The organism is Cellulomonas composti, from assembly GCF_007990245.1.
Classification (GTDB): domain Bacteria; phylum Actinomycetota; class Actinomycetes; order Actinomycetales; family Cellulomonadaceae; genus Cellulomonas; species Cellulomonas composti.
The window spans coordinates 74,882-96,017 of the sequence record NZ_BJWG01000009.1 but is presented as its reverse complement, the minus strand read 5'-3'; the positions used below and the strand labels follow the sequence as shown (position 1 = coordinate 96,017).

The 21,136-nt window shown below is 72.2% G+C and carries 17 protein-coding genes; 16 read left to right on the top strand and 1 reads right to left on the bottom strand.

Translation table 11 applies throughout. The features are described 5' to 3' along the window. The first annotated feature begins 43 nt into the window (after positions 1–43). The 10 genes from CCO02nite_RS10885 to ilvD (CCO02nite_RS10840) all read left to right on the top strand — a co-directional run bounded on the left by CCO02nite_RS10885 (position 44) and on the right by ilvD (CCO02nite_RS10840) (position 12,613). Positions 44–1,366: an ABC transporter substrate-binding protein gene (locus CCO02nite_RS10885; protein ID WP_146843171.1), complete on the top strand. Its 1,323-nt coding sequence runs from the start codon at positions 44–46 to the stop codon at positions 1,364–1,366. 5 nt (positions 1,367–1,371) lie between these two features. Then, the gene (locus tag CCO02nite_RS10880) at positions 1,372–2,409 is read left to right on the top strand and encodes a carbohydrate ABC transporter permease (RefSeq protein ID WP_246117491.1); all 1,038 of its coding nucleotides are present in this window, start codon (positions 1,372–1,374) and stop codon (positions 2,407–2,409) included. Then, the gene (locus CCO02nite_RS10875; protein WP_146843169.1) at positions 2,406–3,311 is read left to right on the top strand and encodes a carbohydrate ABC transporter permease; all 906 of its coding nucleotides are present in this window, start codon (positions 2,406–2,408) and stop codon (positions 3,309–3,311) included. Before CCO02nite_RS10880 ends, CCO02nite_RS10875 begins: the two co-directional genes overlap by 4 nt. Before the next feature lie 65 nt (positions 3,312–3,376). Then, the gene (locus CCO02nite_RS10870; protein WP_371862502.1) at positions 3,377–5,650 is read left to right on the top strand and encodes a beta-xylosidase/alpha-l-arabinosidase; all 2,274 of its coding nucleotides are present in this window, start codon (positions 3,377–3,379) and stop codon (positions 5,648–5,650) included. Position 5,651: 1 nt separating this feature from the next. Beyond that, positions 5,652–7,241 (top strand): glycoside hydrolase family 43 protein, encoded by a 1,590-nt coding sequence (locus tag CCO02nite_RS10865; protein ID WP_146843167.1) that lies wholly within the window; start codon positions 5,652–5,654, stop codon positions 7,239–7,241. 57 nt (positions 7,242–7,298) lie between these two features. Then, positions 7,299–9,161, top strand: a complete 1,863-nt coding sequence (gene ilvD, locus CCO02nite_RS10860; protein WP_146843217.1) for a dihydroxy-acid dehydratase — start codon at positions 7,299–7,301, stop codon at positions 9,159–9,161. A 30-nt stretch (positions 9,162–9,191) separates the two neighbouring features. Further along, positions 9,192–10,184 carry a glycerophosphodiester phosphodiesterase gene (locus CCO02nite_RS10855; RefSeq protein WP_146843166.1) on the top strand — a complete coding sequence of 331 codons (993 nt, stop codon included), beginning with the start codon at positions 9,192–9,194 and terminating at the stop codon, positions 10,182–10,184. 87 nt (positions 10,185–10,271) lie between these two features. Then, entirely contained in the window at positions 10,272–10,520 is a 249-nt protein-coding gene (locus CCO02nite_RS10850; RefSeq protein WP_146843165.1) for a ribbon-helix-helix protein, CopG family, read from the top strand. Further along, complete coding sequence (locus CCO02nite_RS10845; RefSeq protein ID WP_281284593.1) at positions 10,517–10,858, top strand: type II toxin-antitoxin system PemK/MazF family toxin; 342 nt, start codon at positions 10,517–10,519, stop codon at positions 10,856–10,858. Before CCO02nite_RS10850 ends, CCO02nite_RS10845 begins: the two co-directional genes overlap by 4 nt. A 36-nt stretch (positions 10,859–10,894) precedes the next feature. Next, positions 10,895–12,613 carry a dihydroxy-acid dehydratase gene (gene ilvD, locus CCO02nite_RS10840; RefSeq protein WP_146843164.1) on the top strand — a complete coding sequence of 573 codons (1,719 nt, stop codon included), beginning with the start codon at positions 10,895–10,897 and terminating at the stop codon, positions 12,611–12,613. 239 nt (positions 12,614–12,852) lie between these two features. On the opposite strand, the gene CCO02nite_RS10835 is transcribed toward ilvD (CCO02nite_RS10840), so the two are convergent. Next, a complete protein-coding gene (locus CCO02nite_RS10835; RefSeq protein ID WP_186812671.1) occupies positions 12,853–14,241 on the bottom strand; it encodes an HNH endonuclease signature motif containing protein in 1,389 nt (462 codons plus the stop codon). A gap of 193 nt (positions 14,242–14,434) precedes the next feature. Between CCO02nite_RS10835 and CCO02nite_RS10830 the strand changes: the two genes are divergently transcribed. From CCO02nite_RS10830 to CCO02nite_RS10805, 6 genes are all read left to right on the top strand, one after another. Next, the gene (locus CCO02nite_RS10830) at positions 14,435–16,165 is read left to right on the top strand and encodes a glycoside hydrolase family 13 protein (RefSeq protein ID WP_146843162.1); all 1,731 of its coding nucleotides are present in this window, start codon (positions 14,435–14,437) and stop codon (positions 16,163–16,165) included. A gap of 37 nt (positions 16,166–16,202) precedes the next feature. Then, positions 16,203–16,796 (top strand): pyridoxamine 5'-phosphate oxidase family protein, encoded by a 594-nt coding sequence (locus CCO02nite_RS10825; protein WP_146843161.1) that lies wholly within the window; start codon positions 16,203–16,205, stop codon positions 16,794–16,796. 141 nt (positions 16,797–16,937) lie between these two features. Next, positions 16,938–17,843, top strand: a complete 906-nt coding sequence (locus CCO02nite_RS10820) for an ABC transporter ATP-binding protein (protein ID WP_146843160.1) — start codon at positions 16,938–16,940, stop codon at positions 17,841–17,843. Further along, positions 17,840–18,835, top strand: a complete 996-nt coding sequence (locus CCO02nite_RS10815; protein WP_146843159.1) for a hypothetical protein — start codon at positions 17,840–17,842, stop codon at positions 18,833–18,835. Before CCO02nite_RS10820 ends, CCO02nite_RS10815 begins: the two co-directional genes overlap by 4 nt. A gap of 116 nt (positions 18,836–18,951) precedes the next feature. Next, positions 18,952–19,938 carry an ABC transporter ATP-binding protein gene (locus CCO02nite_RS10810; RefSeq protein ID WP_146843158.1) on the top strand — a complete coding sequence of 329 codons (987 nt, stop codon included), beginning with the start codon at positions 18,952–18,954 and terminating at the stop codon, positions 19,936–19,938. Continuing rightward, positions 19,935–20,948: an ABC transporter permease subunit gene (locus CCO02nite_RS10805; RefSeq protein ID WP_146843157.1), complete on the top strand. Its 1,014-nt coding sequence runs from the start codon at positions 19,935–19,937 to the stop codon at positions 20,946–20,948. Before CCO02nite_RS10810 ends, CCO02nite_RS10805 begins: the two co-directional genes overlap by 4 nt. Positions 20,949–21,136 lie beyond the last annotated feature (188 nt).

Below are 21,136 nucleotides of genomic sequence, written 5' to 3'. Positions count from 1 at the left end.
CCTTGCTGTCCAGGCTGGGTCAACGACGACTGAAGGGACTGACATGGCACGGATGCGCCGCGCGACTGCGGCTTTCGCCCTTGCTACCACCGTGGCACTGCTGGCTGCTGCGTGCAGCAGCGGAGACGACAACGAGCCGGGTACCGACTCGACCACGACCTCCGGTGGTGGCGACAAGGACGTCACCATCACGTGGTGGCACAACTCCAACACGGGTGACGGCAAGACCTACTACGACAAGGTCGCTGCCGACTTCGAGGCCGCCAACCCCGGCGTGACCATCGACGTCAACGCGATGCAGCACGAGGACATGGTCACCAAGCTGGAGGCCGCGTTCCAGGCCGGCGACGCGCCGGACGTCTACATGGAGCGTGGCGGCGGTGAGCTCGCCGACCACGTCGCCGCGGGTCTGACCAAGGACATCTCCGACTCGGCGGCGGACACGATCGCCAAGCTCGGTGGTTCGGTCGGCGGCTTCCAGGTCGACGGCAAGACCTACGCGCTCCCGTTCTCGCTGGGCGTCGTGGGCTTCTGGTACAACAAGGCCCTCTTCGAGCAGGCCGGCATCACCGACGTCCCGACGAGCTGGGACGACATGTACGACGTCATCGACACGCTCAAGGGTGCGGGCATCGAGCCCATCTCCGTGGGCGCCGGTGACAAGTGGCCGGCCGCGCACTACTGGTACTACTTCTCGCTGCGCGAGTGCTCGGAGGACACGCTCAAGGGCGCGGTCACGTCGCTCGACTTCTCCGACCCGTGCTTCGTGAAGGCGGGCGAGGACCTCGAGAAGCTGATCGCGGCGGAGCCGTTCAACGCCGGCTTCCTCACCACCCCGGCCCAGACGGGTGCCACCTCGGCGTCCGGCCTGCTCGCCACGGGCAAGGTCGCGATCGAGATGCAGGGCCACTGGGAGCCGGGCGTCATGCAGGGCCTGACCGAGGACGGTCTGGGCCTGGGTGAGAACACGGGCTGGTTCGCTTTCCCGTCGGTCGACGACGGCGAGGGTGACCCCGCCGACGCGCTCGGTGGCGGCGACGCCTGGGCCGTGGGCGCCAACGCCCCCGACGAGGCCGTCGAGTTCGCGAAGTACCTGCTCTCCGACGAGGTCCAGAAGGGCTTCGCCGAGCTGGACATGGGTCTGCCGACCAACAACACCGCGTCGCAGTACGTCTCCGACCCGGCGCTGGCGACCCTGCTCGACGTCCGTGACAAGGCGCCGTACGTGCAGCTGTACTTCGACACGGCCTTCGGCTCCGCGATCGGTGGTGCGATGAACGACGAGATCGCGCTGATGTTCGCCGGCCAGGCTTCCCCGCAGGACATCGTCGACGCCACCCAGGCGGCGGCTGACGCAGAGAAGTGATCGACGTGGCAGACGAAGCGAACGCCCAGCAGGGCGCCTCCGCCTCGGCTGCGACGTCCACCCTGACGGTCCCCGTCGCCGGCCGCACCATGCGGTCGGCGGCGGGGGGCCCCGGTGGGCGCCGCGCGGGAGGCAACAACACCCGCAAGGGCCTCGAGATCGCGTTCTTCGTGGCTCCCGCCTTGCTCCTGTTCGTGTTCTTCGTGGTCTGGCCGATCGTCAAGGCCGTCCAGTTCTCGTTCTACCGGTGGAAGGGCTACGGCCCGCTGGTGGACTTCGTGGGGCTGAAGAACTACGTCTCGGTGCTCAACAACGACGTCTTCACCGGCGCGCTGCAGCACAACCTCATCATCGTCGTGGCGTCCATCGCCATCCAGCTCCCCCTCGGACTGCTGATCGCGCTGCTGCTCAACCGGCGCATGCGTGGCCAGGGGATGCTGCGGACGATCATCTTCGTCCCGTACGTGCTCGCGGAGGTCATCGCGGGCGTCGTGTGGTTCCAGCTCCTGCAGCCCAAGTACGGCGTCATCGACGCGTGGCTCGACGCGGTCGGCCTGCACGGCCCCGAGCAGGGCTTCCTGGGTGACCCGAAGTACGCGCTCGCGACGGTCATCGTCGTGCTGACCTGGAAGTACCTGGGCCTGGCGATCCTCCTGTTCCTCGCCGGCCTGCAGGGCGTACCCGACGAGCTCTACGAGGCCGCGCAGATCGACGGCGCGAGCTGGTGGCAGGTGCAGCGCAAGATCACGATCCCGCTGCTCGGCCCCACCATGCGCACCTGGGCGTTCCTGTCGATGATCGGCTCCCTGCAGCTGTTCGACATGGTCTGGATCCTCACCAAGGGCGGTCCGGCCAACTCGACCACGACCATGGCGACCTTCCTCGTGACCGAGGGTACGAAGCGCTCCAACTACGGCATCGCCTCGGCGGCCTCGGTGATCCTCTTCGTCGTCGCACTGATCCTGGCGCTCCTCTACCAGCGCTTCATCATGCGTCGGGACAACACCGTGACCGTGATCAAGAAGAAGAAGGTCGCGCGATGAGCACCGCAACCGCAGCCCCGTCCAGCGCGCCGTCGAGCGCCGCCAAGTTCGCGCAGACTCGCCGGCCCGGCCGGTCCACCAACGCGATGCGCGGCGGCAGCCCGCTGATCTACTTCATCGCGCTGATCGTCGTCGCGCTCACGCTCGGCCCCGTGCTCTACGGCGTGCTCTCGGGGTTCCGGACCAACCCTCAGCTCGCGGACGACCCGGCCGGTCTGCCCGATCCGTGGGTCCTGACCAACTACGTGGGCGTGCTGCAGAACTCGACCTTCTGGCGCTACGTCATGAACTCGACGATCGTCGCCGGGCTCACGACGCTGCTCGTCGTCGTCCTCGGGGTCATGGCCGCCTACCCGCTGGCCCGCTACAAGTTCAAGTGGCGCGAGCCGCTGTTCATGGTGTTCGTGATGGGCCTGCTGTTCCCCGCGACGGTGGCGATCATCCCGCTGTTCATCCTCATCACCAAGGACCTGCACATGGGGAACACCTACTGGGGCATCGCACTGCCCCAGGCGGCGTTCGCCCTGCCGGTCACCGTGGTGATCCTGCGGCCGTTCCTGCAGGCCATCCCCGACGAGCTCGAGGAGGCGGCCCAGATCGACGGCTGCTCCCGGGTCGGGTTCTTCTGGCGGATCCTGCTGCCGCTGTCGGGCCCCGGCATGATCACCGTCGGCGTGCTCGCCTTCGTCGGGTCGTGGAACGCCTACCTCCTGCCGCTGCTGCTGCTGCAGAGCGACATGAAGACGCTGCCGCTCGGTGTCGCGGACTTCTCCTCGGAGCACTCGTCCGACATGGCCGGCGTGTTCGCGTTCACGTCGCTCGCGATGATCCCCGCGCTCGTGTTCTTCCTGGCGATGCAGAAGCGCATCGTCGGCGGCCTGCAGGGGGCCGTGAAGGGATGACCGACCTCGCCAGGGTCCCGGCCGTCACGGCCGGGCGACCCCACACGCCACAAGGAGAGCGATCCGTGACGGATCTGCAGGAGCGTCCACCCGCGACGCTCGACCGCGCGAGCAGCCTCCTGGCCGCGATGACGCTCGAGGAGAAGCTCGCGCAGATCGTCGGCTTCTGGGAGAAGTCCGACGGTGAGGCCGTCGCGCCCCTGCAGGGTGAGTTCACCCAGGAGACGGGTCTCGACGAGGCCGTCCGGCACGGGCTCGGGCACCTCACCCGCGTCTACGGCACACGTCCCGTCGAGCCCGACGAGCGCGCGGCATGGCTCTGGGCGATGCAGCGCCGCCTCGTCACCGAGACCCGGCTCGGCATCCCTGCGCTCGTGCACGAGGAGTGCCTCACCGGCCTGTCCGCGTGGCGCGCTGCGACGTTCCCGACACCGCTCGCCTGGGGGGCGTCGTTCGACGAGGAGCTCGTCGAGCAGGTCGCGGCCGCGATCGGGGGCTCGATGCGCGAGCTCGGCGTGCACCAGGGCCTCGCACCCGTGCTCGACGTGATCCGCGACTCGCGCTGGGGGCGGGTCGACGAGTGCATCGCCGAGGACCCCTACCTCGTCGGGACGCTGGGCACGGCCTACGTGCGTGGCCTGCAGGCCGAGGGTGTGCACGCGACGCTCAAGCACTTCGTCGGCTACTCGGGCTCGCGGGCCGGTCGGAACTTCGGTCCTGTCTCCGCGGGGCCGCGTGAGCTGGCCGACGTGCTGCTGCCGCCGTTCGAGATGGCTGTCCTCGACGGCGGTGTCCGGTCCGTGATGCCCGCGTACGTCGAGATCGACGGTCTGCCGGTCGCGATGGACCCCGACCTGCTGACCGGGCTGCTGCGCGAGCGGTGGGGTTTCGACGGCGTCGTCGTGAGCGACTACTTCGGGGTCGCGTTCCTGCACCTGCTGCACGGCGTCGCGGGCGACCTCGGCGAGGCCGCGGGTGCGGCGCTGGCCGCCGGGCTCGACGTCGAGCTGCCCACGGGTGACGCGTTCCTCGCGCCGCTCGCGGCCGCCGTTCGCGCGGGCACCGTCGACGAGGCCCTCGTCGACCGCGCCGTGCTGCGGGCGCTGCGCCAGAAGGAGGAGCTCGGCCTGCTCGGGGCGACCTTCGAGGGCGAGCCGCCCACGGGCGTCGATCTCGACAGCCCGCTCCACCGCCGGCTCGCCGCTCAGCTCGCCGCGGAGTCGGTCGTGCTGCTCTCGAACGACGGAACGCTCCCGCTGCCCGTCGACCGGCGCATCGCGGTGATCGGCCCCAACGCGGACCGCTACCAGGCGCTGTTCGGCTGCTACTCGTTCGTCAACCACGTGCTCGCGCACCACCCCGACGCGGAGACCGGCATCGAGGTGCCGACCGTGCTCGAGGCGCTCCGGACCGAGGGGTTCGCGGCCGACTTCGCCCAGGGCTCCGCGGTCGACGACGACGACCGCAGCGGGTTCGACGAGGCCGTCGCGCTGGCCTCGGCCAGCGACGTCGCGGTGCTCGTCGTCGGCGACCACGCGGCCCTGTTCGGCCGCGGCACGGTCGGCGAGGGCTGCGACCGCGACGACCTCGAGCTGCCGGGCGTGCAGCGCGCCCTCGTCGAGGCCGTCGTCGCGACCGGTACACCTGTCGTGCTCGTGCTCGTCACCGGGCGCCCCTACGCGATCGACTGGGCGCTGTCGTCGTGCGCGGCCGTCGTCCAGTCGTTCTTCCCGGGAGAGGAGGGCGGCCCGGCGCTCGCGGGCGTGCTCTCGGGGCGGGTCAACCCGTCGGGACGGCTGCCCGTGAGCATGCCGCGCTCGGCCGGCGCGCAGCCGTACACCTACCTGCACCCCGCGCTCGGCGGGGACGGCGACGTGACGAACCTGCGCACCACGCCGACCCTGCCGTTCGGTCACGGGCTGTCGTACACGTCGTTCGAGCACGACGAGCTCGTCGTGACCGCCGGCCGCACCGACACGCCCCTGGTCGCCTCGGTGCGCGTCGCCAACACCGGTGCGCTCGCCGGCGACGAGGTCGTGCAGCTCTACGTGCGCGACGTCGTGGCGTCGGTGACACGACCAGTCGCGCAGCTCGTCGGCTACCACCGCGTGCACCTCGCACCCGGCGAGGCCGTCACGGTCCGCTTCGAGGTGCCGCCGGCCCGGCTCGCGTTCAGCGGACGCGACCTGCGGCGCGTCGTCGAGCCGGGCGCGTTCGAGGTGTGGACCGGGACGAGCGAGACCCGCGCGACGCAGTCCACGGCCCAGCTCGTCGGACCGGTGCACGAGATCACGGTCGCGGACGCCCGCCGCACCGAGACCGGCGTCGACCCCAGCTGACGTGCGCACGGCGAACCCCGTCCTGCCGGGCTGCCACCCGGACCCGACGGTGTGCCGTGTGGGCGCCGACGTCTACCTCATGACGTCGACGTTCGAGCACGTCCCCGGCCTGCCCGTGTACCGGTCGCGCGACCTCGTGAGCTGGGAGCTCGTGGGGCACGCGGTGCACGGGCAGGTCGACCTCTCGCACGCGGTCGCGGCGACGGGCGGGCTGTACGCGCCCACGTTGCGGCACCACGACGGCCGGTTCGTCGCGCTGTGCACCGCGGTGCTGCCCGACGACGTGCCCGCGGGCACCCCGCGCGGGAACTTCCTGGTCACGGCGACCGACCCCGCCGGACCCTGGTCGGACCCGGTCTGGCTGCCGGAGGCCGAGGGCTTCGACCCCTCGCTGTTCGTCGACGACGACGGCCGCGCCTGGTACGTGGGGTGCCGGCCGGCCCGCTCGCCTGCATGGCCGGCCCAGACCGAGGTCTGGCTGCGTGAGCTCGACCTCGCCGCCGGGCGGCTCGTCGGGCCCGAGCACGTGCTCTGGCACGGTGCGCTCGAGGGCGCCGTGTGGGCCGAGGGCCCGCACCTGTACCGCGTCGGGGGCACCTACTACCTGCTGGCGGCCGAGGGCGGCACCGAGGAGCACCACGCGCAGTCCGTCGCGCGCGCGGACGTGGTCACCGGTCCGTACGAGGGCAACCGGGCGAACCCGGTGCTCACCCATCGGCACCTCGGCCGACGCGAGCCCGTGGTCGGCGTCGGCCATGCCGACCTCGTCGAGATGCCCGACGGCTCCTGGTGGGCGGTGCTGCTCGGCTGGCGCGCGGGCCTGCTCGGTCGCGAGACGTTCCTGGTCCCCGTCGAGTGGGAGGACAGGTGGCCCGTCCTCGCGCCGGAGGTCGGGCGGGTGACGCCGCACGTCGACCTTCCGTGGGACCGGGACCCGGCGTCCGCGGCGGCCGGCGACGTGAACCCGGCCGAGCTCGCCGAACCCCTCGCCGCGCACGGGTGGACCGCGCTGCGGGCGCCCGTCGACACGGTCGCGCGCGTCGTCGACGGCACGCTCGAGCTGGCCTACCGGTCCCGGCCGTTGCGCGCGGGCGGCACGCCGGCGTTCGTCGGGAGGCGTCAGCAGCACGACGACCTCGACGTGCGCGCCGTGGTCGAGCCGTCGCCCGGCGCCGGCGACCTCGGCGGGCTCGTCGTGCGGCTGTCCGACACGCGCCATGTCGTCCTCGGCGTCGCCCGGGGCGCCGACGGCTCCCGTCGCGTCGTCGTCGTGCGCACCGAGGACGACGACGAGCGCGAGGTCGCCTCCGCGGCGCTCCCCGCCGCCGGGCCGGTCACACTCGAGCTGCGCATCCGCGGCTGGGACCTGACCTGTGCGTACGGGGCCGGCGGCGAGGTGCTCGACCTCGTCGGCCTGGACCTGCACTGGCTCGACCCCCGGGCCGCGCACGCGTTCACGGGGAGCTGGATCGGGCTGTACGCGACCGGGTCGAGCGGCGCGACGCTGCGCGTGACGTCGTTCGACCTGCGGCCGACCGGCAGCACCCAGGTGACTGATCGCCCCGTGGACACCCCACGATCCGAGCGCTGAGACGGACGTAGGCTGGCCTGCGGCGCCGCCCCTGACGCCGTGAAGGAGCTGACCACGATGAGCCGCCCGCTGCGCTCCCGGACCTCGACCCACGGCCGCAACATGGCCGGCGCCCGCGCGCTGTGGCGCGCGACCGGGATGGGCAGCGAGGACTTCGGCAAGCCGATCGTCGCGATCGCGAACTCGTACACGCAGTTCGTGCCGGGGCACGTGCACCTCAAGGACATGGGCGACCTGGTCGCGGGCGCGATCCGCGAGGCCGGCGGCGTCGCCAAGGAGTTCAACACCATCGCAGTCGACGACGGCATCGCGATGGGCCACGCGGGCATGCTCTACTCGCTGCCCTCGCGCGACCTGATCGCCGACTCGGTCGAGTACATGGTCAACGCGCACTGCGCCGACGCGCTCGTGTGCATCTCCAACTGCGACAAGATCACGCCCGGCATGCTCAACGCGGCGCTGCGGCTGAACATCCCGGTCGTGTTCGTCTCCGGCGGCCCGATGGAGGCCGGTAAGGCGGTCGTCGCCGACGGCGTCGCCAAGACGCACCTCAACCTCATCAACGCGATCAACTACTCGGCCGACGACAACGTCTCGGACAAGTCGCTCGACGCGGTCGAGGAGAACGCGTGCCCGACGTGCGGCTCGTGCTCCGGGATGTTCACGGCGAACTCGATGAACTGCCTGACCGAGGCGCTCGGCCTGTCGCTGCCCGGCAACGGCTCGACGCTCGCGACGCACGCCGCCCGCCGTGAGCTGTTCCTCGAGGCGGGCCGCACGATCGTCGACCTGGCGCGGCGCTACTACGAGGACGAGGACGACACCGCGGCCCCGCGCGGCATCGCGACGAAGGCCGCGTTCGCCAACGCCATGACGCTCGACGTCGCGATGGGCGGCTCGACGAACACCGTGCTCCACATCCTGGCCGCCGCGCAGGAGGCCGAGGTCGACTTCACGCTCGCCGACATCGACGCCATCAGCCGGCACGTGCCGTGCCTGTCGAAGGTCGCGCCGAACCACCCGGACTTCCACATGGAGGACGTCCACCGCGCCGGGGGCATCCCGGCGCTGCTCGGCGAGCTCGACCGTGGCGGGCTGCTCGACCACGACGTCACCTCGGTGCACACCCCGACGCTGCGCGCCTGGCTCGACGACTGGGACGTGCGCGGCGGCAAGGCCACGGCGCGTGCGGTCGACCTGTTCCACGCCGCACCCGGTGGGGTGCGCACCACACAGGCGTTCTCGACGACGAACGTGTGGGAGTCGCTCGACACCGACGCCGCGAACGGCTGCATCCGGTCCGTCGAGCACGCGTACACGGTCGAGGGCGGCCTCGCGGTGCTGCGCGGCAACCTCGCCGTCGACGGCGCGATCATCAAGACCGCGGGCATCGACCCGGAGCTGTTCCACTTCGTCGGGACCGCGCTGGTGTGCGAGTCGCAGGACGAGGCCGTCGAGAAGATCCTGACCAAGCAGGTGCACCCCGGCCACGTCGTCGTCGTGCGCTACGAGGGCCCCTCGGGCGGCCCGGGCATGCAGGAGATGCTCTACCCGACGTCGTTCATCAAGGGCCGCGGCCTGGGCAAGGTGTGCGCGCTCATCACCGACGGCCGGTTCTCGGGCGGCTCGTCCGGCATCTCGGTGGGGCACGTCTCGCCCGAGGCGTCCGCCGGCGGCGCGATCGGTCTCATCGAGGACGGCGACGAGATCGAGATCGACGTCGAGACGCGCCTCATCCGGATCAACGTGCCCGACGAGGTGCTCGCCGAGCGGCGCGCCAAGATGGACTCGTCGGAGAACCCGTGGCAGCCGAAGGACCGCGACCGGTACGTGTCGCCGGCCCTGCAGGCGTACGCCGCGATGGCCACGTCCGCCGACCGGGGCGCGGTCCGCGACGTCGGTCGCCTGCGCCGCGCCTGACGACGCCCGACCGGCGGGGCGGTGGTCGACATGAGCCCGACGACGGTGATCGCGCACCGCGGTGCGAGCGGCTACCGACCCGAGCACACGCTGGCCTCCTACGAGCTCGCCGTCGCGCAGGGCGCCGACTACCTCGAGACGGACGTGGTCCCGACGAGGGACGGCGTGCTCGTCGTGCGGCACGAGAACGAGATCGGCGACACGACCGACGTCGCCGCGCACCCCGAGTTCGCGGACCGGCGCACCACGCGGACGATTGACGGCCGCGCCGTGACCGGCTGGTTCACGGAGGACTTCACGCTCGCCGAGCTGCGGACCCTGCGCGCGGTCGAGCGCCTGCCGCGGCTGCGGCCCGCCGGCGCGGTGCACGACGGGCGCTACGGGATCCCCACGCTCGACGAGGTGCTCGACCTCGCGCGCCGGTCGGTGACCCGAGCCGGTGGGCCGGTCGGCGTGTACCCCGAGACCAAGCACCCGACGTACTTCGCGTCGATCGGGCTGGCGCTCGAGGAGCCGCTGGTCGCGGCGCTGCGCCGTGCCGGGATGGACCGGTCCGACGCGCCCGTCTACCTCCAGAGCTTCGAGCCCGGCAGCCTGCGGCGGCTCGCGCAGGTGACCGAGGTCCGTCTCGTGCAGCTCGTCGACTGCTCGGGCGCGCCGTACGACCTGGTCGCCGCGAGCGATCCCCGCACCTACGACGACCTGGTGACGCCGGACGGGCTGCATGCGATCGCCGACTACGCCGACGCGGTGGGCCTGTGCAAGGACCGGATGATCCCTCGTCGCGCGGACGACACCCTGGGCGAGCCGACGACCGTCGTCCGGGACGCGCACCGGGTCGGACTGACCGTGCACGGGTGGACCTTCCGCCGCGAGAACGCGTTCCTGCCGGCCGAGCTCCGCTCGAGCACGGACCCCGCCGACGTGGGCGACCTCGCCGCCGAGATCCGGGCCTTCGTCGCGGCGGGCATGGACGGCGTCTTTACCGACAACCCCGACCTGGCCGTCGCCGCCACCCCCTGACCCTGTGGCCCGCTGATCCCTGTTGCCGGCTGATCGCTGTGGCCGGCCAGCCGTCCGATGACGGGTCATACCGGTTATACTCCTCGGATGAAGACGGCGATCAGCGTCCCCGACGACACGTTCAGCGCAGTCGAGGCGCGCGCCGACGAGCTCGGGATGAGCCGGTCGGAGTTCTTCACGCGAGGGGCCGAGCTCCTCCTCGAGCGAACGGCCGGCGACAGCGTCCGCGAGCGCATCGACCTGGTGGTCGAGTACGTGGGCGCCGCCGACGCGAGCCAGTCCGCGGCCGTGGCGGCGGGCCGCCGCGTCCTCGAGGCGGACGGCGACGACTGGTGATCTCCCGAGGCGACGTGTTCTGGGTCGACCTCGGTGAGCCCCAGGGAAGTCGACCAGGTCGTCGGCGCCCCGTCGTCGTCGTGCAGGACGACGCGTTCAACGCGAGCCGGTTGGCCACCGTGCTCGTCGCTGTGCTCACGAGCAACGTCGCGCTCGCGGCCATGCCGGGCAACGTCCTGGTGCCGGCCGGTGCGGCGGGACTGTCGCGCGACAGCGTCGTGAACGTGACGGCGCTCGTGACGATGAACAAGGCCGAGCTCGACGAACGCGTGGGCGCTCTGCCGACGGCGCTGCTGCACGACGTCGGGAGAGGACTGCGGCGCGTCCTGGGTGTGTGAGGTGCGGTGCGGGCGCGGCGCTCCTAACGTGTGGCCATGACGGACACAGCGGTTCCCCCCGCCGCCGAGATCGACATCAAGCCGCGGTCGCGGCAGGTCACCGACGGGCTGGAGGCCACCGCGTCGCGCGGGATGCTCCGTGCGGTCGGCATGGGCGACGAGGACTTCGCCAAGCCCCAGATCGGCGTCGCGAGCTCGTGGAACGAGATCACGCCGTGCAACCTGTCGCTCGACCGCCTGGCCAAGGCGGCGAAGGCCGGGGTCCACGCGGCGGGCGGCTACCCGCTCGAGTTCGGCACCATCTCGGTCTCCGACGGCATCTCCATGGGCCACGAGGGGATGCACTTCTCGCTGGTCAGCCGCGACATCATCGCCGACTCGGTCGAGACCGTGATGATGGCCGAACGGCTCGACGGTTCGGTGCTGCTGGCGGGCTGCGACAAGTCGCTGCCCGGCATGCTCATGGCTGCGGCCCGCCTCGACCTCGCGTCCGTCTTCCTCTACGCCGGCTCGATCATGCCCGGCTGGGTCAAGCTCTCGGACGGCACCGAGAAGGACGTCACGATCATCGACGCGTTCGAGGCGGTCGGCGCGTGCGCGCGCGGGCTGATGAGCGTCGAGGACGTCGACCGCATCGAGCGCGCGATCTGCCCGGGTGAGGGCGCGTGCGGCGGCATGTACACCGCGAACACCATGGCGTCGGTGGCCGAGGCGATCGGCATGTCGGTGCCGGGGTCCGCTGCGCCGCCGTCTGCCGACCGGCGCCGGGACCAGTTCGCGCACCGGTCCGGCGAGGCCGTGGTCGGACTGCTGCGGCAGGGCATCACCGCGCGCCAGATCATGACCAAGGAGGCGTTCGAGAACGCGATCGCCGTGGTCATGGCGTTCGGCGGCTCGACCAACGCGGTCCTGCACCTGCTCGCGATCGCCCACGAGGCCGAGGTGGACCTCACGCTCGACGACTTCTCGCGCGTCGCCGAGCGGGTGCCGCACCTCGGCGACCTCAAACCGTTCGGGCGGTACGTCATGAACGACGTCGACCGCGTCGGGGGAGTGCCCGTCATCATGAAGGCGCTGCTCGACGCGGGTCTTCTGCACGGCGACTGCCTCACCGTCACCGGCCGCACGGTCGCGGAGAACCTCGCCGAGATCGACCCGCCCGACCCCGACGGCAAGATCCTGCGCGCGCTCGACAACCCGATTCACCGCACGGGCGGCATCACGATCCTGTCCGGCTCGCTCGCGCCCGACGGCGCCGTCGTCAAGTCCGCCGGCTTCGACTCCGACGTGTTCGAGGGCACCGCCCGCGTCTTCGAACGCGAACGCGCGGCGCTCGACGCGCTCGAGGACGGCACCATCGCGGCCGGCGACGTCGTCGTGATCCGCTACGAAGGCCCCAAGGGCGGGCCCGGGATGCGCGAGATGCTCGCGATCACCGGCGCGATCAAGGGCGCGGGTCTGGGTAAGGACGTCCTGCTCGTCACCGACGGCAGGTTCTCGGGCGGCACCACGGGCTTGTGCGTCGGCCACATCGCCCCCGAGGCGGTCGACGGCGGCCCTGTCGCGTTCGTCCGCGACGGCGACCGCATCCGTCTCGACGTCGGCCACGCCCGCCTCGACCTGCTGGTCGACGACGCCGAGCTCGCCGCGCGCCGCGAGGGCTGGTCCCCGCTGCCGCCCGTCTACACGCGCGGCGTCCTGGCCAAGTACGCCAAGCTCGTCCAGTCCGCGAGTCGAGGCGCCGTCCTCGAGTGAGCCGAGGCGCACGCCTCGATCCTCCCCGCCCATCACCAACCACCGCCGCCCATCACTAGCCACCGCCGCGCATCACCAACCACCGTCGCGCATCGCCAACCGCCGCCGCGCATCGCCAGCCACCACCGCGCATCGCCAGCCACCACCGCGCATCGCCAGCCACCACCGCGCATCGCCAGCCACCACCGCGCATCACCAACCCGCCGCCGAGTGGCGCAACGGCGGCCGAGCGTCGGTCCTCACGCCGCACGATCGACCTCGCGTCCCACCGCGCGCGGCGGCGCGCTCCTCACCCGACCGTCGGGTCTCCTGAACTCGTAGGTCGCGTGCTCGCCCGCGAGCGCATCGCCGTCCGCGTGATCCCCGGAGCCGGCCGCATCCTCGTCGGGATCGTGCAGCGCGCGCCGCCGTCGAGGCGGTGGGGTCCACACGCGCACGATGCGCAGGTCCTCGGCGTGCACGAGGTGGTGGTGGAACGCGCACAGCAGCACGCCGTTCTCCACCGACGTGCCCCCGCCGTCCCGACCCCACCAGTCGAGGTGGTGCCCCTCGGTCCAGCGCGCCGGGATGCCGCAGCCGTTCCAGGCGCAGCCGCCGTCGCGCACGACCAGCGCACGCCGCATCTCGTTCGTGAACAGGCGTTGCGTGCGGCCGAGGTCGACGGGCACGCCCGCGGCATCGACGACGATCCGCGTGAGCTGCGCATCGCAGAGGAGCCGTGCGAGCTCGGCCGGCGGGACGAGTGCGCCGTCCTCGTCCCGCACCGGCGGCACGCCCTGCAGGACCCGGGCGACGCCCGCCACGCCGGCAGCACCGGCGCACAGCGCGAGCCACGTTCGCTCGCTGAGGACCACCGAGACGTGCGGCCGCACGAGCGCACCGGGCGTCGTGCCCGGGTCGCTCAGCACGTGATCCGCCATCGCGGCCAGCGCGTCCGCCCGGCGCTGCTCGGGCGTGCGGTCGTCGTCGTCGCCCGGGCGGGGCGAGAGCGCCTCGAGCGCGAGCCGCAGGCGCTTGCCCGCCTGCGCATCGACGACGCCCTTGATGTGGGTCCCCGACGGCGAGTCCGTGAGCCACAGCGACCGGTTGGCCCGCTGCTCGGCGTGGTCGCGCTCGTCCGAGGGCGGGTCCACGGCGGCGACCCATCGCTCGACTGCACGTGCGTACTCGCGCGCGTCCAGCCGCGCGCCCTGCGCGACGAGTCCGTCCTGCACGCGCGGGTCCGCGAGCGCGGCCGCGACGACCGGCGTCGCTCTCGCTGCCGTGCGGGCGAGCACGGCGACGTGCGCCTCGGTCAGCCGGCCGTCCCCGAGCGCCGCGTCCACCGCCGGCATCGCGGCGACGAGCGCCGCGGCGCGCGCCCGGGCGCCGGCGACCTGCGCCCCGTCCCTCGTCGTGCGCGCGTGCCAGGCGGCGAGGTCGCGGTCACCCGAGCGCGCCCAGTCACGGGCCGCGTCCGCCGCCGCGAGCACACGCACGCGCGCCGCCGCCACCAGCCGGGCGGCCTCGTCGAGCTCGGCCAGTGCCTGCGCGCGCATCGGCGCGTCCCAGGTCGAAGCCTCGAGCGCACGCTCGGCGGCACGACGCGCCGCGGACGTCAGCCCGCCCAGCCCGTCGTCGTCCCGCATCTCAGCCCCCTGCACTCGAACACCTGTACGAATAGTACATGCGGAACGAACCGGACACAACCCGCAGGCGGAGACACAACCGCAATGGGAGACGCAACCCCGCACGCGGAGACGACCTCGCTCGCGAAGACAACCCCGCACGCGGAGACCACCCCGCAGGCGGACGGGAGACCACCCGTCGTACGGTGACGGCATGACCGAGGGCGCAAGCTGGACGGACGACGCACCGTGGTGGACGCGCGCGGTGGTGTACCAGATCTACCCCCGCTCGTTCCAGGACTCGGACGGCGACGGTGTCGGCGACCTGCGCGGCGTGCTGCAGCGCGTCGACCACCTCGCGGAGCTCGGGGTGGACGTGGTCTGGTTCTCGCCGATCTACCGCAGCCCGCAGGACGACAACGGCTACGACATCAGCGACTACCAGGACGTCGACCCGCTGTTCGGCACGCTCGAGGACCTCGACGAGGTGATCGCCGCGCTGCACGAGCGAGGCATCAAGGTCGTGATGGACCTCGTCGTGAACCACACGTCCGACGAGCACCCGTGGTTCGTCGAGTCGCGCTCGTCGAAGGACAGCCCGAAGCGCGACTGGTACTGGTGGCGGCCGGCGCGCGCCGGGATGGAACCCGGCACGCCGGGCGCGGAGCCGACGAACTGGGGCAGCTTCTTCTCCGGGCCGGCCTGGGAGTACGACGAGGACAGCGGCGAGTACTTCCTGCACCTGTTCAGCCGCAAGCAGCCGGACCTGAACTGGGAGAACCCGCAGGTCAGGGCAGCGGTCTACGAGATGATGCGGTGGTGGCTCGACCGCGGGGTCGACGGCTTCCGGATGGACGTGATCAACCTCGTCTCGAAGGCGGTCCGCCCCGACGGAGCACTCCCGGACGGCATCAGCCACGACGGCCGGCTCGGTGACGGCAGCCCGCACTACGTGAGCGGGCCGCGCATCCACGAGTTCCTCACGGAGATGCACCGCGAGGTGTTCGCCGGCCGGGCCGGCGCGCTGCTGACGGTGGGGGAGACGCCGGGCGCGACGCTCGAGGACGCGCAGCTGTTCACGGACCCGGCGCGCGCCGAGGTGGACATGGTGTTCCAGTTCGAGCACGTGGGCCTGGACCACGGTCCGGGCGGCAAGTTCGACCCGCGGCCGCTGCGGCTCACGGACCTCAAGGCGAGCTTCGGGCGGTGGCAGGCGGGCCTGGCGGAGGTCGGCTGGAACTCGCTCTACTGGGACAACCACGACCAGCCGCGCATCGTCTCGCGCTGGGGCGACGACGGCACGTACCGCACGGAGTCCGCCAAGACGCTCGCGACGATCCTGCACCTGCACCGTGGCACGCCGTACGTCTACCAGGGCGAGGAGCTCGGGATGACGAACGCGCACCTGACCTCGTTCGACGACTACCGCGACATCGAGACGCTCAACTACGTGCGCGATGCGCGTGGGTACCGGTCCGACGACGAGCTGCTCGCGGGGCTCGCGGCGATGAGCCGGGACAACGCGCGCACCCCGGTGCAGTGGGACGCCTCGCCGCACGCGGGCTTCACGACCGGCACGCCGTGGCTCGCGGTGAACCCCAACCACACCGAGATCAACGCCCGACAGCAGCGCGCGGACCCGCACTCGGTGTTCCACCACTACCGCCGGCTGATCGCGCTGCGGCACGACGAGCCGACGGTGGCGCTCGGTGACTTCACCATGCTCCTGCCCGACGACGAGCACGTGTACGCGTTCACGCGCCGGCTCGGCGACGTCGAGCTGCTGGTGCTGGGCAACGTCTCGGGCGAGGAGCGGCTCGCGCTCGTCGACCCGGTGTGGACCGACGCGCAGGTGCTCCTGGGTAGCCACGACGACGCGCGCGTCGTCGAGACCCCCGTGGTGCTGCGGCCGTGGGAGTCGCTCGTCGTCCGCCGGACGGTCTGACCCGCGTCGGGCCGCGCGCCCGGGCTACCGTGCCCGGATGGGGAAGGTGCACGAGCAGATCGACGGCAGGCTGCGGTCGTTCATCGAGGCGCAGCACATGTTCTTCGTCGCGACCGCGCCCTCGGGCCCGGGCGGGCACGTCAACGTCTCGCCGAAAGGCGTCGGGGGGACGTTCGCGGTGCTCGACGAGCGCACCGTCGCGTACGTCGACCTGACCGCGTCGGGTTCGGAGACGATCGCGCACCTGCGGGAGAACGGCCGCATCACGATCATGTTCTGCGCGTTCGACGGTCCGCCGAACATCGTCCGGCTGCACGGACGGGGTCGGTTCGTCACGCTGTACGACGAGGGCTTCGACGAGCTGCTCGCGCACTTCGAGGGCGGCGTCGACGAGGACCGCGGTGCGCGCGCCGTCGTCGTCGTGGACGTCGAGCGCGTGAGCGACTCGTGCGGGTACGGCGTGCCGCTGATGGGCTACCAGGGCGAGCGCGACCTGCTGCCGGACTTCATGGAGCGCAAGGGCGTCGAGGGCCGCGCCGACTACCGCCGGCTCAAGAACCGCACGAGCATCGACGGCCTCCCGGCTTTCGACATGGATCCGATGCCGTCGCCGGTGCACCCGGTCGAGTGAGATCCGCCCCGACGACTGCGGTGGGGCGGCGGGGACGCCGAGGACACACCCGAACCCCATCGGGAGGACCGAACCATCTCCGGCGCCGTCGACGACCCTGCCCGCACCCCGGACCACGACTGCGCTCGCGGTGAGCCCGCGATCCGCGTGCGCGGTCTGCGCAAGACGTACCACCGCCTCAACCTGCGGACCGTCGTGGCGGTCGAGGGACTCGACCTCGACGTGCCCGCGGGTGGCGTGCACGGGTTCCTCGGGCCGAACGGCGCGGGCAAGACGACGACGATCCGCATGCTGCTCGGCCTCGTGCGACCGGATGCGGGCACGATCCACCTGTTCGGTGAGCCGGTGCCGCAGCGGCTGCCGCAGGTCGTCGGACGGGTGGGCTCGATCGTCGAGCAGCCGAAGTTCCTGCCGAACTTCTCCGGCCGCCGCAACCTGCGCGTCCTCGCGACCGCGATCGAGGTGCCGCACGCCCGCGTCGAGGAGGTGCTCGAGCGCGTCGGCCTGCGCGAGCGCGCGGGCGAGCAGTTCCGGCGCTACTCGCTCGGCATGAAGCAGCGGCTCGCGATCGCGGCGACGCTGCTCAAGGACCCCGACCTGCTGATCTTCGACGAGCCCACGAACGGCCTGGACCCCGCGGGGATCCGGGAGATCCGCGAGACGATGCGCGCGCTCGCCGACGAGGGCCGCACCGTGCTCGTCTCGAGCCACGTGCTGGCGGAGGTCGAGCAGGTTGCCGACACGGTGTCGATCGTCGCGCGCGGGCGGCTCGTGGCCGCGGGTCGGGTCGTGGACCTGATCGGGTCGCGGGCGGCGACGGACGTCCGGGTGGGCGTCGCGGACCGTGCGCTTGCGGGGGAGCTGCTGGTCGCCCGCGGCTGGTCGGTCCGTCCCGACGGCGACGAGCTCGTGGTCGGTGGCGCACCCGACGCGGCCGCGCTCAACCGGGCGCTCGCCGAGGCGGGCGTGTTCGCGCACACGCTGCGGACCGTCCGGCCCGATCTCGAGCAGGTGTTCCTGGAGCTCACCGCGGACGGTGCGGCGTGAGGCCGCTGCTGCGGGCGGAGCTCGCCCGGACCCGCGCGCGCTCGTTCGTCTGGTTCGTCGCGATCCTCGCCGCGGTCGCGGGGCTCGGGTTCGTCGCGATGGCCTGGGACGACACGCGGCCGCCGACGGCCGCGCAGGTGCGGGCCGCGCAGGACGAGTTCGCGCGGGCCCAGGCCGAGTGGGACCGCACGGGCGACGACCGCGTCGCGCAGTGCCGTGAGGTCGAGGAGCAGACGCGCGAGGAGCACCCCGACGCCGACCTGCTCTGCGACCAGCTCGCGCCGGTCGTCGAGCAGTTCCTGCCCTACCAGTCGCAGCTCGAGGAGCTCGGGGTGCAGCGGCTCGAGCCGGTGACGGTGCTCGTCGTGCTCGCGATGCTCGCGATCGGCGTGAGCCTCGTCTCGACCGACTTCGCGACGGGCGCGATGAGCACCTGGCTCACGTTCGCGCCGCGCCGCGGCCGCGTGTTCGCGTCCAAGGCGTGCGCGGTGCTGGTGGCGGGTCTGCCGATCGGCGTGCTCGTCGTCGGCACGGTCGCCGGCGGGATCGTCGCGGTCACGACGTGGAACGGGGCGTTCGGCGAGCCCGGGTCGTGGTTCTGGCAGGAGTACCTCGGCCTGGCCGCGCGCCAGATCTCGGCCGGGCTGTGGGCCGGGCTCGTGGGGGTCGGGCTCGCGTTCGCGCTGCGGCACGCCGCCGCGGTCGCCGGGCTGGCCGTGTGGTGGGTCGCGGCGACCGAGAGCGCCCTGCCGGTGCTGCTGCCCGTGGCCCGCGGCGCCACGCTCTCGACGAACCTCGTCGCGTGGACCACCGGCGGCACCTCGTACGACGTGCCCGAGTGCGTTCCCGACCCGTCCACGGTCACCGGCGAGGTCTGCCAGGACGTGGCGCACGTCGTCTCGACCGCGCAGGGCGGGCTCGTGCTGCTCGCCGTCGCGCTCGTCGTGCTCGGTACCGGCCTGCTCGTCTTCAGGCTGCGCGACGTGACCTGACGGCAGAGCGCGTCCCCCGATGGGGCGACGGACCCGCGTGTGCAGGACCGTGTCCGCGTCCCGAGTCGGTACGGTTCGGGAGCGCCCGACGAGCGGCGCGACGGAGCGGGGGACGAATGGCGTTCACAGGGGAGCTCGCGATCTCGACGCGTGGGCTGCGCAAGACGTATCGCAGGCTGAACGGGTCGAAGCACGTCGCGGTCGAGGGACTCGACCTGGACGTGCCGGTCGGCGGTGTGCACGGCTTCCTCGGTCCCAACGGCTCCGGGAAGACCACGACGATCCGGATGCTGCTCGGCCTGATCCGCGCCGACCAGGGCACGATGCGGGTGTTCGACCAGCCGGTGCCGGCGCGGCTCCCGGACGTCGTGGGCCGCGTGGGCGCGATCGTCGAGCAGCCGAAGTTCTTCCCCAACTTCTCGGGCCGCCGCAACCTCTTGCTGCTCGCCGGGGCGATCGGCGCGGACTCCCGGCTCGTCGAGGTGGTGCTCGGTGACGTGGGCCTCGCGGACCGCGCCAAGGACCGCTACCGCACGTACTCGCTCGGCATGAAGCAGCGGCTCGCGATCGCGGCGACGCTGCTCAAGGACCCGGACCTGCTGATCTTCGACGAGCCGACCAACGGCCTGGACCCCGCGGGCATCCGGGAGATCCGCGACGTGATGCGCGGTCTGGCCGGGCGCGGCAAGACGGTGCTCGTCTCGAGCCACATCCTGGCGGAGGTCGAGCAGGTGGCGGACACGGTCTCGATCATCGCGCGCGGCCGGATGATCGCCGACGGACGCGTGAGCGACCTGCTCGGGACGGGTGCCGCGCGCACCGTGCGCGTGGGCGTCGCGGTTCCCGGCACCGCAGGCAGCCTGCTCGAGGCGCAGGGCTGGACCGTGCGCCGCGACGGCCACCAGCTGCTGGTCGACGGGGCGCCCGACCCGGCGCGGATCACCGAGATCCTGGCCCGCCAGGGCCTGTTCGTCGACGAGCTGACGCCCGTGAAGGTGGACCTGGAGTCGGTGTTCCTCGAGCTCACCGCGGGCCAGGGGCCGGGCACGAGACCGCCCGACGAGCACCCGCACGGCCGACGCGCCGCCGGGAGCGACTCGTGATGCGGCTGCTGCGGGTCGAGCTGACCCGCTTCCGGTGCCGGGTGCTGCTGTGGGTGCTGTCGGTGTGCGTGATCGGGCTCGCGCTGCTGCTCCCGTTCCAGGCGTGGCAGAGCTCGAAGGCGCCGACGGCGGCGCAGATCGAGCAGGCGCAGCGCTACGCCGACGAGGAGCAGAAGGCGCAGGACGAGTACCGCGAGGAGTGCCTGGAGCAGCAGGAGGAGGCCCGCGAGACGGACCCGAACGCGGACTACGGCTGCGACTACGAGGTCCGCATCGAGAACTACCTGCCCTGGCGGCAGACGTTCGAGGACGACGCGGGCTCCACCCTGTACGGGTTCATGATCCCGCTCCTGCTCGTCGGGGTCGCGATGGCGGCGAGCTTCGTCGCCGCGGAGTTCGCGACCGGGGCGATCGGCAACTGGCTGACGTTCGCGCCGCGCCGCGGGCGGGTGTACTGGAGCAAGGTCGTCGCCGCGACCACGGGCGTCGTGCCCATGGCGGTGGTGTCGGTCGCGACCCTCGTCGGGGGGCTGTGGGTCGCGTACAGCCTGAACGACTCGATCACGTCGCAGTGGGCCGACGACCCGGACATGGGTGGCGAGCGGGCCGTGCTCATGACGCCCGAGCTGCTGGTGGCCGCTGGCGGGCGGCTCGTCGTCGCCGTGATGGCCGTGGCGGCCCTCGGCGCCGCACTCGCGGTGATCATGCGGCACACCGCGGCGGTGCTGGGCGCCCTGGCCGCGTGGCTCGCGGTGATCGAGGGCCTGGTGCGCGGCCAGGTGGGGTCCGCGTTCCCGTACCTACTGCTGCCCAACCTCCAGGCCTGGGTCCAGGGCGGCGTGACGTACTACGACGACGTGTGCGCCAACGACGCGGACACGGGGGAGTGGGTGTGCACGACGACCGAGCACGTCCTGTCGCAGACGCACGGCGGGGTCGTGATCGGGGTGGTCGTCGGCGTCGTCGCACTGGTGGGCTGGCTCGTCATGCGTCGTCGCGACGTGCAGTGACCTGCCGTCGTGTGCTCGCATGGTGGACTTGTGAACCAATATGTGAGACGACGTGACATCGAACCGACGGCGGCGTAGCCTCGCCTGTGTGCAGACGATCCTCGTAGTACTTCCTGAGCGCGCGGCCTGAGGCCCTCGCACCTGGACTCGTCCGCGCGCTCGCCCCTCGCCCCACGCTCGTCCGGTGC

Excerpts from the sequence above, each read along its gene's own strand:
- CCO02nite_RS10835 (WP_186812671.1), bottom strand. The coding sequence starts at position 14,241 with ATGCGGGACGACGACGGGCTGGGCGGGCTGACGTCCGCGGCGCGTCGT.
- ilvD (WP_146843164.1), top strand. The coding sequence starts at position 10,895 with ATGACGGACACAGCGGTTCCCCCCGCCGCCGAGATCGACATCAAGCCG.
- CCO02nite_RS10850 (WP_146843165.1), top strand. The coding sequence starts at position 10,272 with ATGAAGACGGCGATCAGCGTCCCCGACGACACGTTCAGCGCAGTCGAG.
- CCO02nite_RS10825 (WP_146843161.1), top strand. The coding sequence starts at position 16,203 with ATGGGGAAGGTGCACGAGCAGATCGACGGCAGGCTGCGGTCGTTCATC.
- CCO02nite_RS10875 (WP_146843169.1), top strand. The coding sequence starts at position 2,406 with ATGAGCACCGCAACCGCAGCCCCGTCCAGCGCGCCGTCGAGCGCCGCC.
- CCO02nite_RS10885 (WP_146843171.1), top strand. The coding sequence starts at position 44 with ATGGCACGGATGCGCCGCGCGACTGCGGCTTTCGCCCTTGCTACCACC.
- ilvD (WP_146843217.1), top strand. The coding sequence starts at position 7,299 with ATGAGCCGCCCGCTGCGCTCCCGGACCTCGACCCACGGCCGCAACATG.
- CCO02nite_RS10855 (WP_146843166.1), top strand. The coding sequence starts at position 9,192 with ATGAGCCCGACGACGGTGATCGCGCACCGCGGTGCGAGCGGCTACCGA.
- CCO02nite_RS10810 (WP_146843158.1), top strand. The coding sequence starts at position 18,952 with ATGGCGTTCACAGGGGAGCTCGCGATCTCGACGCGTGGGCTGCGCAAG.
- CCO02nite_RS10830 (WP_146843162.1), top strand. The coding sequence starts at position 14,435 with ATGACCGAGGGCGCAAGCTGGACGGACGACGCACCGTGGTGGACGCGC.